Below are 12,035 nucleotides of genomic sequence, written 5' to 3'. Positions count from 1 at the left end.
CATGGCAGACGCATCAACTACCGCATCCACGTCTACCGAAAGCAAAAACGTCCTCGAGCGAACCGCCAGAAAAGCGATCCGCGATCCCGATACCGTCTACCGGTGGCTCACCTACGTCGGACTCGGCTTTTTCCTGACGGTGTCGCTGTTCCCGTTCTACTGGCTGTTCGTCCTCGCGCTGACGCCGACCAATCAGATCGCCGATATGGGAGTCGTCCCGAAAGGATTCAATCCCGGCGCATTCCTCGAGGTGTTCGAGACCGTCCCCTTCCACCTCTACATCCTGAACAGCGTCGTCATCGCCGCGCTCTCGACGATCATCGTCCTGTTCGTCGGGAGTATCGCCGGCTACGTCTTCGGCCGATACGAGTTCCGCGGTCGCACGCCGCTGTTGCTACTGACCCTCGTGATCTCTTACTTCCCACCGGTCGCGTTCCTTATCCCGCTGTATCGGTTGTTCACCGGACAGGTCACCCTGATCGGCCTCGAGTCGCCCGAACTCTACAACACGCCGTGGAGTATCGTCATGCCGCTGAGCGCCATCACGATGCCGCTGATCATCTTCCTGCTGACGACGTTTTACCGGCAGATTCCCGACGGACTCGAGGACGCCTCTCGAATCGAGGGGTCGACGCGGATCGGCGCCCTCTGGCGAATCATCGTGCCGCTGTCCGCACCGGGCGTGGCGACGGCCGGGATTTTGACCTTTATCATCGTCTACAACGAGTTCTTCTTCTCGTATCTGATGGTCACGGGCACCCCAGATGACTGGGCGCCGATTCTCCACGGAATCTTCGCCTTCCAGGGGACACAGCAGGTCGAGTACAACCTGATGGCCGCGGCGAGCATCATCGGCGTGATCCCGATGGCAGTGATCGTCATGGTGGCCCAGGAGCGCATCGTGAGCGGGCTCACGCAAGGGGCGCTCAAGGAGTGATCGATAGATCGCGTACACTCAGCGAATACGAATCCGATTCGCTGAGAATCCACGAGATGGCCAACTTGAGAACCGAAATCGAAACCGCAGTCGTTCATCATCGGTGAACGGCACGTCCGTTACGGCGTACGGACCGTCTCCGCAGCGGTGTCGCTGATGATATTTTTACAATGGTACAGGTATAAACAATTCCGAACGATATCATTCCTCGTCAAATCCGCCGATCACTAGTATAAACGCGATTCGATACCGTTCACTAACATTGAACCCTGCCTACTCGAACTTCTGTGAACGCAACGTATTATAAATTCGGACCCTAGTTGCTAACTAGGATAGCGAGCGAAAACGGGCGAAAATGGCGGAATCACGGGAGTTTTGATCGAATTCGATACCAGAGCGAGACTAGACGTATTCAGACCCTAGGATCCCGCATGAAAGCACTCCCGCGTAGCAGACCGACGCACTCGGCCTACGATGTTACTGAGAATCCGACGGGACGCCGTTACCGGAAGCTAACTCCCGATAACTCATGCAGTTGGGACAGCCGTTTATCTCCCCGCTGTTAGTCCCGAATACCTGGACAAATCGACTGGTAACGTGCGCACCGCAGCAATTACACTCGTTCATATTCGTATCAACTGTTGTTAGCATAAACGTCATTTCGACTGTAAAAATGTTATCGATACACGTCCAGCACTAGGACGACACCCGGATCAAAGTCGTCCACAATCGAAACTAGTGTTCGAATGTCAACCACTAGAGTGAACGACCGATAACTCGCTATGAACACGATCGGACGCGTTCGAGTCAGCGGACCGCTAGCGTCACGACTATAGCCGACAAACCGACTATTTGAGCGCCGGTCGATGTCTCGAGCCCGAGAATCGTCGCTCAAACCCGGAATTTGCTTCGGGAGAGACGGCGAACCTTCCGGGTGAACCGGCCGAGCGTCGCAGCGGCTTAGTCGAGAAGATCGAGTTCCTGGAGGAGGTCCCTCGTCGCCTGACGGACGGCGGCGTCGCTCTCGTAGGTCGGCTCCCAGCCGAGCGACTCGAGTTTCTCGATCGAGAGTCGCATCTTCGGTACGTCACCGGTCCAACCGCGGTCGCCGCCGGTGTACTCGTACGTCGGATTGAGCCCCATTTCCTCGCCGACGATGTCCGCGATCCTGGTCACCGACGTCGTCGTTCGCGTCCCAAGGTTGTAAATAGCGAAGGGGCGCTCCTCGTTTTCGAGAACGGTCGACATTGCGTCGATACAGTCGTCGATGTGCAGGTACGACTTCTCCTGGCGGCCGTTCCCGAGGATCGTAAGCGATTGCGGGTCCGACTGCAGCTTCTCGATGAAATCCGGAATAACGGCGCCGCGCAAGCGGGATCCGACGATGTTCGCGAAGCGGAACGTCCGGACGATCAGATCGTGCGAGTGGGCGTACGTCGAGCACAACCCTTCGTCGGCGAGTTTACTCGCCCCGTAGACGCTAATCGGCTCGAGCGGCCCGTAGTCTTCGGGCGTCGGCCGCGGTGCCTCCCCGTACACCGTCGACGTGGAAGTGTACACGAGCTCCGGGACGCCGGCGGCGTCCATCGCCTCGAGGACGTTGTAGGTCATCCGGGTGTTGGCGTCGAACTGCGCGCGCGGGCGATCGCTGTTAACCGCTTTCGAAGCGGCGAGATGGAAGACCCGATCGACGTCCGCCGTCAGAATGTCCTCGAGCGAGTCGGGATCGGTGAGATCGCGCCGGACGAACGTGGCACCGTCGGGAACCCACGCTTCGCGGCCGTTCGAACAGTTATCGACGACCGTCACGGTTGCACCGTCCGAGAGCAGTCGATCGGTCAGGTGCGATCCGATAAATCCGGCGCCGCCGGTAACGAGTACGTGCCGATCTGGCATACGCGATCACTGGTCTGACGTCTATTAAATCGTTCGTCGCCGGCCCTCGCCTAGGAAAGGCGATAAACTCGCCGGCCGCAAATGGGCACCCCGGCGAGGTGGAGCGGACTAGTCCGCGACCGAAATCGAAGCGCATCGACCGAACCGAAACCGGACTACGACGCGGGCGCTACGACGAACGATAGGGCGAACAGACCCGCTCGATGCCGTCCGAAAGCGTAATCGTCGGCTCCCAGCCGGTTTCCCGATGCATCTTGCCGGCGTCGGCGCACGTGTCGTGGACGTAGACGTCCGTCGGAATCGGGTTCTCGACGTACTCCGGTTCGATGTCGGTTCCGAGTTCCTCGTTGAGGAGTTCGACGAGTTCGTTGAAACTACAGGACGAGCCGGTGCCGAGGTTGTAGATGCCCGTCAGTTCGTGCTCGGCCGCTAACTCCAGCCCGCGAACGACGTCGTCGACGTGCGTGAAATCGCGGGTTTGGGTTCCGTCTCCGTAGATGACGGGCGACCGGCCGTTCGCGAGGTCGTCGGCGAACTGGGCGATCACGTTCGCGTACTCGCCCTTGTGCGCTTCGGCGCCCCCGTAGCCCTGATAGACCGAGAAAAATCGCATTCCGGCCACGTTCATGTCGTAGTGGTTCGCGAAGTACTCGCCGTACCGTTCTCGAGCGAGTTTCGACGCTTCGTACCCGGTGTTGACCGTGACGGGCATATCTTCCGGGGATAGCTCGGTCTGGCTCCCGTAGATGGACGACGTGGATGCGTACACGACCGTCTCGCAGCCGTCCGCGCGCGCCTGTTCGACGGTATTTACGAATCCCTCGACGTTCACGCGGGCGCCCGTCGTCGGATCGTCTTCGTGCATTGCGTACGAGGAGAGGGCCGCGAGGTGAAAGACGACGTCGACGTCCGTCGGAAGGTCGTCCGCGAGAACGCTCACGTTCCGAAACTCTACGTCGGAGTCGAGGTTCTGTTCGGTACCGAGATACTCGTCGTCGGCCACGATAACATCGTTGTCCGTCGCGAGGTGATTCGCCAGATTGGAACCGATGAATCCGGCACCACCCGTGACTAGGACGCGTTTGTCCTCCATACACCCGCCTACGGATGCATCCCATGTGAATCTACGGTCGGACTAGAAGTATCAGACATCGGTCCCGGCAGCGACTATCAAATATTCGAACCCGTCGTCTCGGTCAGCGATACGCGACCGAATCTGTGCGCTCACAGAACGGGATTTCGCTACCAGATTTGCGCATTCGGGGTACTGCAGTTCTCACAGACGACGGCAGTGTTTCCTTTGTATCGCTCCTGAGCGAGCCGCCCGTCGTTACAGAACGAACACTGACTGCCTTCGAGCCCCTCGATCACCGGATGTCGAAGGGACGGACTTTCTTGCTGGCTCATGGCCAGTACGAATTCCTCACTCACTCCATAATAATGTTCGTATTAGAACAACTATCCGATATATACAATCGAAATTCAGGATGTATTTTCCCGCACTAGTATGGAATATCGTTAAGAGGAGGCCGTTCGATATTCGTCCCGTAAGATCACAGCCAGAAATATGTCTTCCACACATGAATCAATCGTAGACCGTGATCTATCGTCCGAAACGGGGAGTACGGTGCTCGGCGAGAAGCGATCGGCGGACGATCTCCTCGTCGATCGGGAGAGCGACCTCGAGCCGGCGATAAGTATCGTGATGCCGACGCTGAACGAAGAAGAGGGGATCAAGACGTGCATCGGGTGGGCGAAAGCGGCGATCGAGGAACTGCAACTGCCGACCGAGATCATCGTCAGCGACAGCTCGACGGACCGGACGCCGGAGATTGCACGCGAGTTAGGCGCGGTCGTCGTCACGCCGGACCGCGGCGGCTACGGGTACGCGTATCGGTACGCATTCGAGCGTACGCGAGGGGAGTACATCGCCATGGGAGACGCCGACACGACCTACGATTTCAAGGCGCTTCCGCGACTCCTCGAAACGCTCGAGGAAACCGGTGCCGATATGGTGCTCGGAAGTCGGCTCGAGGGCGAGATCAAGCCGGGGGCGATGCCCGCGCTACACCAGTACGTGGGGAACCCGCTCCTGACCAAATTCCTGAACACCTTCTACGACGCCGGCGTGAGCGACGCCCACAGCGGGTTCCGAGTCTTTCGGCGGGACGCCCTCGAGACGATGGACCTCGAGACGACCGGGATGGAGTTCGCGAGCGAGATGATCATGGAAGCCGGTGCGAAGGACCTCGAGATCGCGGAAACGCCGATCGTCTACCACGAGCGCGAGGGCGAGGAGACGCTCGAGAGTTTCCGTGACGGCTGGCGACACGTGCGATTCATGCTGGTCAACGCGCCCGGCTACCTGTTTTCGGTGCCGGGGCTGCTCATGACCGCGCTCGGCGTGCTGATTCTCGGACTCACCTACACCGGAACGACGATCGGCGGAATCACGTTCGGCATCCACTCGATGATCGCGGGAAGCCTCCTCACGATCGTGGGCTATCAAACGTCGTCGCTCGGAATCTTTGCGACGGCCTCGAGCGATCCCATCCGAAAGCCGGAGGACCCGATCACGGAGTGGACGATGTCGTCGTTCTCGCTCGAGTACGGCGCAACGTTCGGCGTCGCGCTGTTCGGTACCGGCGGCGTGTACGCCGGGAGCCTCGTGTACCAGTGGGTCACGTCCGGATTCGGCTCGGTTTCGTTCACGCTCGGATCGATCCTCGCGTTCACCCTCATCGTGATCGGCCTGCAGACGGTGTTCTCGTCGTTCTTCCTCGGGGCAATCACCCGGTAGCGATCCGATTCGACCGAACCAGAACCAACTGCGACGGCGCGACCGGCAACGACCGCGTCGCCGCCTTTCGCTCGCCTTCCGTAGACGGGATGCTGAAAGATCGCACTCAATCCAACCTGCTCCGTTTCCTTCGACACCGTTCGATACTGGGAATCTCGACACGGACGCTACCTCGAGTCCACTCCGTCGACTGCCGATGCGAGGACTGCAGTTACGGATCGTCACCCATCCGACAATCAGCATCCGATTTTTGGGTGCAGACGTAACGGCTACCGACGGTTTCGGTACGGTCAAAAGACGGGTTTGGTTCGTAAATCCGACGTTCCGATTACAAGAGTACACTCGTAAACATATGGGGCTCGTTTCCAAATATTGAGTTTGGTACAGAGAAAAAGAGGGAACCCTCGATACGGAAGCGACGCTCCCGAACGACTCATTCGACGTTACGAGAGGGAGAACAGCAGCTGATCGATTGCGGACTGCACGAGTATGGAGCAAACTGTGGAAGACGCCGGCTACCGTCCGACCGAACGGCAGCGATCGCAATCGGCGCCGGCGAGGAGAATCGTCACAGCGACGCCGGTGTGAGTTCCCGCCGTCGTCCGATCATCGTCGAACAGAGATCGACCGTCCGAACGGTACTATCACGGCCGACGATCGCATCACGCATCGTCGCGTCTCGAACCGTCGCGTCCGGGAAGACGACGGCGCGCTCGAGTTCCGCGTCGACCACGGTTGCGCCGTCGAGAATTTGAACGCCGTCGCCGATTTCGGAGTTCCGAACCGTCGCGGATTCGGCGATCGTCGACGAACCGTCCAATTCGAACGCAACGGCGTCGAGGTAACTCTCCGGCGTTCCGATATCGAACCACGCGCCGTCGAAGCTAAACGCGTAGGTCGGAGTGCGGTTCTGGAGCCACTGGACGAACCAACCGGGTTCGTCCGGGTTGTTTCCGTCTTCGAGGTACGTGTCGAGGAGGTCGATCGACTCCGATGGAAAGCCGTAACACGCGATCGAGACGAGCGAACTGGCGGGTGACTCGGGCTTCTCTTCAAAATCGCAGATCCGATCGTTCTCGAGTTCCACAACGCCGTAGGACCGGGCCTTCGTCCGGGATCCGACGTCGTAGGCGGCAACCGTCGGCTGCCCTTTCGCGCGGAAGAAATCGATGAACTCGCTCACGTCGAAGCTGATGTAGTTGTCTCCGGCGACGATGATCGTATCGTCGGTGATCCCCTCTCGGTCGACGAGTTGGGCGAGCGCGCTAATCACGCCGAACTTCTCGTCCTCTCCAGTAGTGTTCTCGATCGAGAGGGTGGGCTTGTCGAACGGCGACGACGCGAGGTACCGCTCGAACGTCGCCGCGAACCGCTCGTTCGTGGATACGTAGACGGTGTCGATCCGGTCGTCCGACTCGAGCGATCGGAAAATCGGGTCGATCACCGTCGAGCCGTCGAGCGGAAGAAACATCTTGGGACGGTCCTTCGTAATCGGCCAGAGTCGCGTTGCGTATCCGCCGGCGAGGACGATCGCATCCATAGGTTTATTGATTGATTCGAGGTATTTAAATTATGTAGTCCGCACGAATATCCGTCATCCAATACGAAAGGGAGGCGAGATCGGGGTCGGTGATACTCGCGTTCGCCACCGCCGCAGACGGAGAACTGGTTGACAGACGACGGTTACCCGGAGACGGAGGATTCGCGTACACGGTCGGTTCGTCGCCGGTTCGCCCGGCGGACCGCAGCGGCGTGCGATTTCGTGAGCGTCGTCGTCGCCTCGGCGAACGACACCCACTTGGAGTCGGAGTGTTCCTCGCTCAGCTGCACCGGCCGGTGGTCGGTTCGACAGAGATAGTAGACGGCGAACCGCCCGTGATCATCGTCGTTCCGCCACGCGGTAGCGTGGACGATGTCGACGACGTCGACCTCGAGAAGCGTCTCTTCGCGTAGCTCTCGCTGCAGTCCGGACACGACCGGTTCGTCCGGACCGAGTCGGCCGCCGGGGAGTTCCCATTCGCGATCAGTTGATCGCCGTAGAATCAAGACATCGTCGTTCGAAAACACCACTCCGCGAACGCTTACAGTCGCAGTAAGTAATTCCTCCGTCATGGTTGCCTATGCGGTACATCCTTTCATAAGCATTTGGGAGGTTCGAAATTATAGCGCTGGAACTGTCTCCGGGCGCGATGACGATCGCCGAGGGGAAACGGGTTTGTACGTCGGCGACGGTTGGTGAGAGCGGCGGCACAGTTCCGGCGACAACGACGGTAGCGGATCCGCAGGACGAACGGTGACCGCGTCGGGACTAGTAGTCCCACCGAGATCGTAGCATTTCGTCCGGCAAACGAGAGAGACGACCAATGATCGCGACACAGTGCCGGAGTCACGATCCGGAGGTACAACATCCCACGAACAAGTAATATTATATAAGCGATAGTACTATATGCTCTCGAAAATGTTTTTTGTATGACGGTTGAGTAGAGAGGAGAACCGGTATCGGTCCGGTCACCTCTGGGACCAGCCATCAAAGCGGGGGAACACATGAGTAACTCACAGCAGACGACGAATCAGACGACAACGAATCGTACCGTCCCATCGTCGAGTACCGGCGTCCCGCGGGCGGTTATTCACAAGCAGATCTTAGATGCCGCAGAATCGGCGCCTGATGCGTCGATGAGTGCGATCGCCGAAGAAGTAAGCGGGGCAACCACCGAGCTCGTCGAGAAGGTCCTCGAGGAGTACGGGGACCCCGGACAGTCCGCCGCCGACGATCGCGACGAGCCGATCGACGTCGAGGAGTCGTCCGACGAGTCGGGAGTTTCGGACGACGAGTCCGACGAACCGACCGTTGGCGGGACCCTGTCCGAGTCGAACGACGATCCGTCGGACGACTCGGTCTCGCTCGAGTTCGACTCGAGTCGGGCGACGGCCGACCGCGGGAGTTCGAGCGACGACTCTGCAGCGCCGTCGTCCGGCGCGGCATCACCGCTCGCAAACGACGACGAGCAGGCCGCGGTCGATGACGCGGAGAGCGACGGCGAGACTGCAACTGAAACCGACTCCGAAACGGATCCGGACGACTCGGACGGCTCCGATGGCTCGGACGTTCCAGATCCGGCGTCCTTCACCGAAGCCCAACTGGAGACGCTCCGAGCGGTACACGAGCGGCCCGACGCAACGCAGGCGGAGCTCGCGTCGATGTTTGGTATCACCAGCGCATCGGTCAGCCAGCGCGTCAACTCGATCGACGGGTTCGAATGGGACGACCGGCGGGCGTTTACCGCTGCGCTGTTCGACGACGGCGAGTCGGACGCGGACGAAAGTGGTGCCGAATCCGGCGACCGTGGCGCGACGGTAGCCGACAGCCGACCCCGCGTCACGGATTCCGGTTCGACGGAAGCCTCGAGCGAGAGCGAAGTCGTCGAGAGCGATGCGGAGTCGGCGCTCGAGTGTGAGGCCGTTCGGCCCGAGCCGAGCGAAAACGACCGGGCGTGCACCGACGCTATCGCCGACCGACTCGCGGCGGTGACAGCGCGGGTCGATCGGCTCGAACAGCAGATTGCGGATCGGACGCAATCGGCGGCCGAGCCCGTGTCACAACCGACGGACGAAACCGTGTCCGAGTCCGTGTCACAACCGACGGACGAAACCGTGTCCGCGCTCGCCGACCCCGAACTCGCACACAAGGTCGTACACGCTTGCATGAAGTCCGACCGGATTTCCGAAGACGAAGAGTTGCGGATCATCCGATCGATGATGGGCGCCGAATCCGAGCGGTGAGACGGAATTCGCGTCGAGAAACTGCTCGAGGCGATCGACGGAAAACGGAGCGGTACTGGCTCCTCACACGAGGGCTTACAACACGAGACTCCGGCCATCCATCGCGGTAGTCCCCGCACCGATCTCCATCAGATCGAGTATCGTCGGGGCGATATCGAGCAGATCCGCGTCCGAAACGTCGATCCGATCGCTAGTCGAGAACAGACACGCGTTCTCGAACTTGTGCATGCCGTTCCGCGGTCCGCTCGTAAACACGGCGTCTTTTTCCGAAAATCCGGATTTGAGGTCGAAGCCGTCGGCGGGAATGACGACGAGATCGGGCGCGATTTCCGTTTGATCGCCGTCGAACGCGTCTTCGCCCCGGACGATCCGACGGCAAACCTGGCGCCCGTCCGGTCCGGTGAGTTCCTCTAGATCGGCGACGAGTTCCTCCCGGACGGTTTCGTAGTCGGATTCGGAAACGGTACCGTTCGGTTCGCGCTCCTTGAGGTTGATGAAAAACCGACCGGGGATCAGCGAGTAGGCCCGGGTATCGGCGCTGATATCGGCGAGTTCCTCGGGATCGTCCGTCGCGTAGGAGAGCCACCCGTTTTCGGCGAGCCAGTGGTTCAGGTTCACCTCGTATTCCAGATTCGTGAATCCGTGATCCGAAGCGACCACCAGCGTCGTCTCTTCGTCGAGGCGATCTCGGACCGCCCCGATGTACTCGTCGAGCGTCCGATAAAACTCGAGGAACTCGTCGGCGTACTCGCCGTCGTCGACGTAATCGCCGAACAGGAAGTGGTTCACGCGATCGGTCGCCATGAAGACGCCGAAAAAGAGATCCCAGTCGTCTCGATCGAGGTAGTGATCGAACGCCGTATACCGCGCGTCGAGCGTTTGCCGCGCGTTTTCGACGAAATCCTCCTTTTCGTCTTTGTGACCGAGCTGTGCGTTGACGTCAACCCGATAGTCGAACTCCTCGAGCGTTCGCTGGACGTCTGCGCTACCGGCTGCATCCGCGACGGACGGTGACAAGAACCCGGAAACGTGTCGCTGAATGCGGGACGAAGGGGGGAACGTCACCGGGACGTTGAACACGGAGGCGTCTCGGCCGCGTTTCGTCACGATGTCCCAGACGCGGTCGGCGGCGACGTGTTCGCCCATCGGGACGTACGTATCGTACGTGTCCGACTCTCGATCCTGGAAGCCGTAGACGCCGGTTCGACCGGGGTTCATTCCGGTGGTAAGGCTCGGCCAGCACGCGCTCGATTCCGGCGGGACGATACTGGAAATTCGTCCGCCGGTTCCGTCGTCCGCGATGGCGGTCAGATTCGGAAAGACGTCCGGATGTTGATCGACGAGGTCGTACGGGACACCGTCGATACCGAGGAAGACGACTCGCGGATCCGATTCGCTACGAAGCCGGTCGAATAAGCCCATATCACGTGTGGCCGACCGGAGAAAGAAAGTCCTTCGGATAGTCTAGGGCTAGTTCAGCGTGGAAGGCGTCGGAAATCACAGCAGGTACGCGGATGCGAGAAAGGCGATCGCCCCTGCAGCAACCGGCGCCGTCGACCACACCGCGAGGACGCGTCCCGCAGTCGAACCGTGAAACAGCGTGACGGCGGCAGGATGGACCGCGTACGAGGGCGGGGAATCGTACCGGACGGTTTCCGCGCGTGTCGCCGGCGGTGATGGAGTCGGACGAATCCGTCCTCGGCGAGCGCGTCCCCAACCGAGACCGATGATCGCAGCGATCGTCGAGAGCGCGAGGCTTGCGGGAATACCGAGATACGACAGTACCGCGGTGATCGTGGCCCCGATGAGTGCGACGATACACGCCGCGGTTAGCGAAAGGGACGTCAACCCGCTAGCGACGGTCGCCATCGTCCGCCGGGCAACGGTAAACGCGCCGACGGAGATGGCGCCGACGGCGACGAGCACGCCGAGATTCAGCGGAAGTGTGCCGCTTCCGACGAGCGGTGCGATCGCGTTGGCGACGTTGCTCGCACCTGCGGAAAATCCCATATAGCAGGCGATCGCGAGTAGACCGAGCGTCGAGAGACGGTCGGACCGCGTCGTATCGGCGGGGCTATCGATCCGAGGACGTAACCCGTTCCAGCTGAGCGTCACGGGAGGCGTCACCGGATCGTCGAGACCGACGCGATCGACGAGATCAGCGTATATCCACCGACCGACGGCAGCGGCGACCGCAAACCCGACGGCCGGGGCGAGCAGCCACCAAGCGGTGATCCGGACGAGGAGTTCCCAGTTCACCCCTGGACTGCCGATCCCCATTCCGACCATCGCACCGACCGCAATCATCGAGGTTGACGCGGGAACAGCGAGGAGGTTGGCGCCGAGAACGACGACGCCGATACAGCCTAGGACGACTAGGCCAGCACCTAGACTAAACTGGGAGGAAGCGACGATATCGTAACTCATCGTCGTGACGACGTTTCGTCCGACGGTCCACCCGCCGACTAACGCGCTAAGACTCATAAGGACGGCAGCTCCGAGTCGGGTTATCGCATTAGCACCCAGTGCCGGGCCGAACGCGACTCCCGTCGAGGAGCCGCCGATATTGATTCCAACGAACGCTGAAACGGTGATTGAAGCGATTAAAACCGTCACCAT

The 12,035-nt window shown here is 60.3% G+C and carries 11 protein-coding genes; 3 read left to right on the top strand and 8 right to left on the bottom strand.

Going from position 1 to position 12,035, the window contains the following annotated elements:
- The first annotated feature begins 1 nt into the window (after nt 1).
- The gene (locus HALXA_RS18005; RefSeq protein ID WP_013875685.1) at nt 2–937 is read left to right on the top strand and encodes a carbohydrate ABC transporter permease; all 936 of its coding nucleotides are present in this window, start codon (nt 2–4) and stop codon (nt 935–937) included.
- A 477-nt stretch (nt 938–1,414) separates the two neighbouring features.
- Here HALXA_RS18005 and HALXA_RS22960 read toward each other — a convergent pair whose 3' ends face one another.
- The 4 genes from HALXA_RS22960 to HALXA_RS22785 form a co-directional block, all read right to left on the bottom strand.
- Complete coding sequence (locus HALXA_RS22960) at nt 1,415–1,564, bottom strand: DUF7563 family protein (RefSeq protein ID WP_013875684.1); 150 nt, start codon at nt 1,562–1,564, stop codon at nt 1,415–1,417.
- A gap of 333 nt (nt 1,565–1,897) precedes the next feature.
- On the bottom strand, nt 1,898–2,833 hold the full coding sequence (locus HALXA_RS18000) for an NAD-dependent epimerase/dehydratase family protein (RefSeq protein ID WP_013875683.1): 936 nt from the start codon (nt 2,831–2,833) through the stop codon (nt 1,898–1,900).
- 169 nt (nt 2,834–3,002) lie between these two features.
- Complete coding sequence (locus HALXA_RS17995; protein ID WP_013875682.1) at nt 3,003–3,926, bottom strand: NAD-dependent epimerase/dehydratase family protein; 924 nt, start codon at nt 3,924–3,926, stop codon at nt 3,003–3,005.
- 149 nt (nt 3,927–4,075) lie between these two features.
- Nucleotides 4,076–4,240 carry an HVO_A0556 family zinc finger protein gene (locus tag HALXA_RS22785; RefSeq protein ID WP_013875681.1) on the bottom strand — a complete coding sequence of 55 codons (165 nt, stop codon included), beginning with the start codon at nt 4,238–4,240 and terminating at the stop codon, nt 4,076–4,078.
- A 160-nt stretch (nt 4,241–4,400) separates the two neighbouring features.
- Here HALXA_RS22785 and HALXA_RS17990 point away from each other — a divergent pair, with 160 nt between their 5' ends.
- The gene (locus tag HALXA_RS17990) at nt 4,401–5,633 is read left to right on the top strand and encodes a glycosyltransferase family 2 protein (RefSeq protein ID WP_013875680.1); all 1,233 of its coding nucleotides are present in this window, start codon (nt 4,401–4,403) and stop codon (nt 5,631–5,633) included.
- A 568-nt stretch (nt 5,634–6,201) separates the two neighbouring features.
- Here HALXA_RS17990 and HALXA_RS17985 read toward each other — a convergent pair.
- Nucleotides 6,202–7,173, bottom strand: a complete 972-nt coding sequence (locus HALXA_RS17985) for a sugar phosphate nucleotidyltransferase (protein WP_013875679.1) — start codon at nt 7,171–7,173, stop codon at nt 6,202–6,204.
- 143 nt (nt 7,174–7,316) lie between these two features.
- Nucleotides 7,317–7,745, bottom strand: a complete 429-nt coding sequence (locus HALXA_RS17980; RefSeq protein ID WP_013875678.1) for an NUDIX hydrolase — start codon at nt 7,743–7,745, stop codon at nt 7,317–7,319.
- A 564-nt stretch (nt 7,746–8,309) separates the two neighbouring features.
- Here HALXA_RS17980 and HALXA_RS17975 point away from each other — a divergent pair.
- Entirely contained in the window at nt 8,310–9,416 is a 1,107-nt protein-coding gene (locus tag HALXA_RS17975; protein WP_013875677.1) for a MarR family transcriptional regulator, read from the top strand.
- Nucleotides 9,417–9,491: 75 nt separating this feature from the next.
- On the opposite strand, the gene HALXA_RS17970 is transcribed toward HALXA_RS17975, so the two are convergent.
- Together HALXA_RS17970 and HALXA_RS17965 are read right to left on the bottom strand one after the other, a co-directional pair.
- On the bottom strand, nt 9,492–10,838 hold the full coding sequence (locus HALXA_RS17970) for an alkaline phosphatase family protein (RefSeq protein ID WP_013875676.1): 1,347 nt from the start codon (nt 10,836–10,838) through the stop codon (nt 9,492–9,494).
- 75 nt (nt 10,839–10,913) lie between these two features.
- Nucleotides 10,914–12,035, bottom strand: coding sequence for an inorganic phosphate transporter (locus tag HALXA_RS17965; protein ID WP_013875675.1), 1,122 nt, complete (start codon nt 12,033–12,035; stop codon nt 10,914–10,916).

The sequence above is a fragment of the Halopiger xanaduensis SH-6 genome (assembly GCF_000217715.1).
In the GTDB taxonomy this organism is placed as follows: domain Archaea; phylum Halobacteriota; class Halobacteria; order Halobacteriales; family Natrialbaceae; genus Halopiger; species Halopiger xanaduensis.
This window is presented reverse-complemented; position numbering and strand designations above follow the sequence as displayed.

Excerpts from the sequence above, each read along its gene's own strand:
- HALXA_RS18005 (WP_013875685.1), top strand. The coding sequence starts at position 2 with ATGGCAGACGCATCAACTACCGCATCCACGTCTACCGAAAGCAAAAAC.
- HALXA_RS22960 (WP_013875684.1), bottom strand. The coding sequence starts at position 1,564 with ATGAACGAGTGTAATTGCTGCGGTGCGCACGTTACCAGTCGATTTGTC.
- HALXA_RS18000 (WP_013875683.1), bottom strand. The coding sequence starts at position 2,833 with ATGCCAGATCGGCACGTACTCGTTACCGGCGGCGCCGGATTTATCGGA.
- HALXA_RS17995 (WP_013875682.1), bottom strand. The coding sequence starts at position 3,926 with ATGGAGGACAAACGCGTCCTAGTCACGGGTGGTGCCGGATTCATCGGT.
- HALXA_RS22785 (WP_013875681.1), bottom strand. The coding sequence starts at position 4,240 with ATGAGCCAGCAAGAAAGTCCGTCCCTTCGACATCCGGTGATCGAGGGG.
- HALXA_RS17990 (WP_013875680.1), top strand. The coding sequence starts at position 4,401 with ATGTCTTCCACACATGAATCAATCGTAGACCGTGATCTATCGTCCGAA.
- HALXA_RS17985 (WP_013875679.1), bottom strand. The coding sequence starts at position 7,173 with ATGGATGCGATCGTCCTCGCCGGCGGATACGCAACGCGACTCTGGCCG.
- HALXA_RS17980 (WP_013875678.1), bottom strand. The coding sequence starts at position 7,745 with ATGACGGAGGAATTACTTACTGCGACTGTAAGCGTTCGCGGAGTGGTG.
- HALXA_RS17975 (WP_013875677.1), top strand. The coding sequence starts at position 8,310 with ATGAGTGCGATCGCCGAAGAAGTAAGCGGGGCAACCACCGAGCTCGTC.
- HALXA_RS17970 (WP_013875676.1), bottom strand. The coding sequence starts at position 10,838 with ATGGGCTTATTCGACCGGCTTCGTAGCGAATCGGATCCGCGAGTCGTC.
- HALXA_RS17965 (WP_013875675.1), bottom strand. The coding sequence starts at position 12,035 with ATGGTGACGGTTTTAATCGCTTCAATCACCGTTTCAGCGTTCGTTGGA.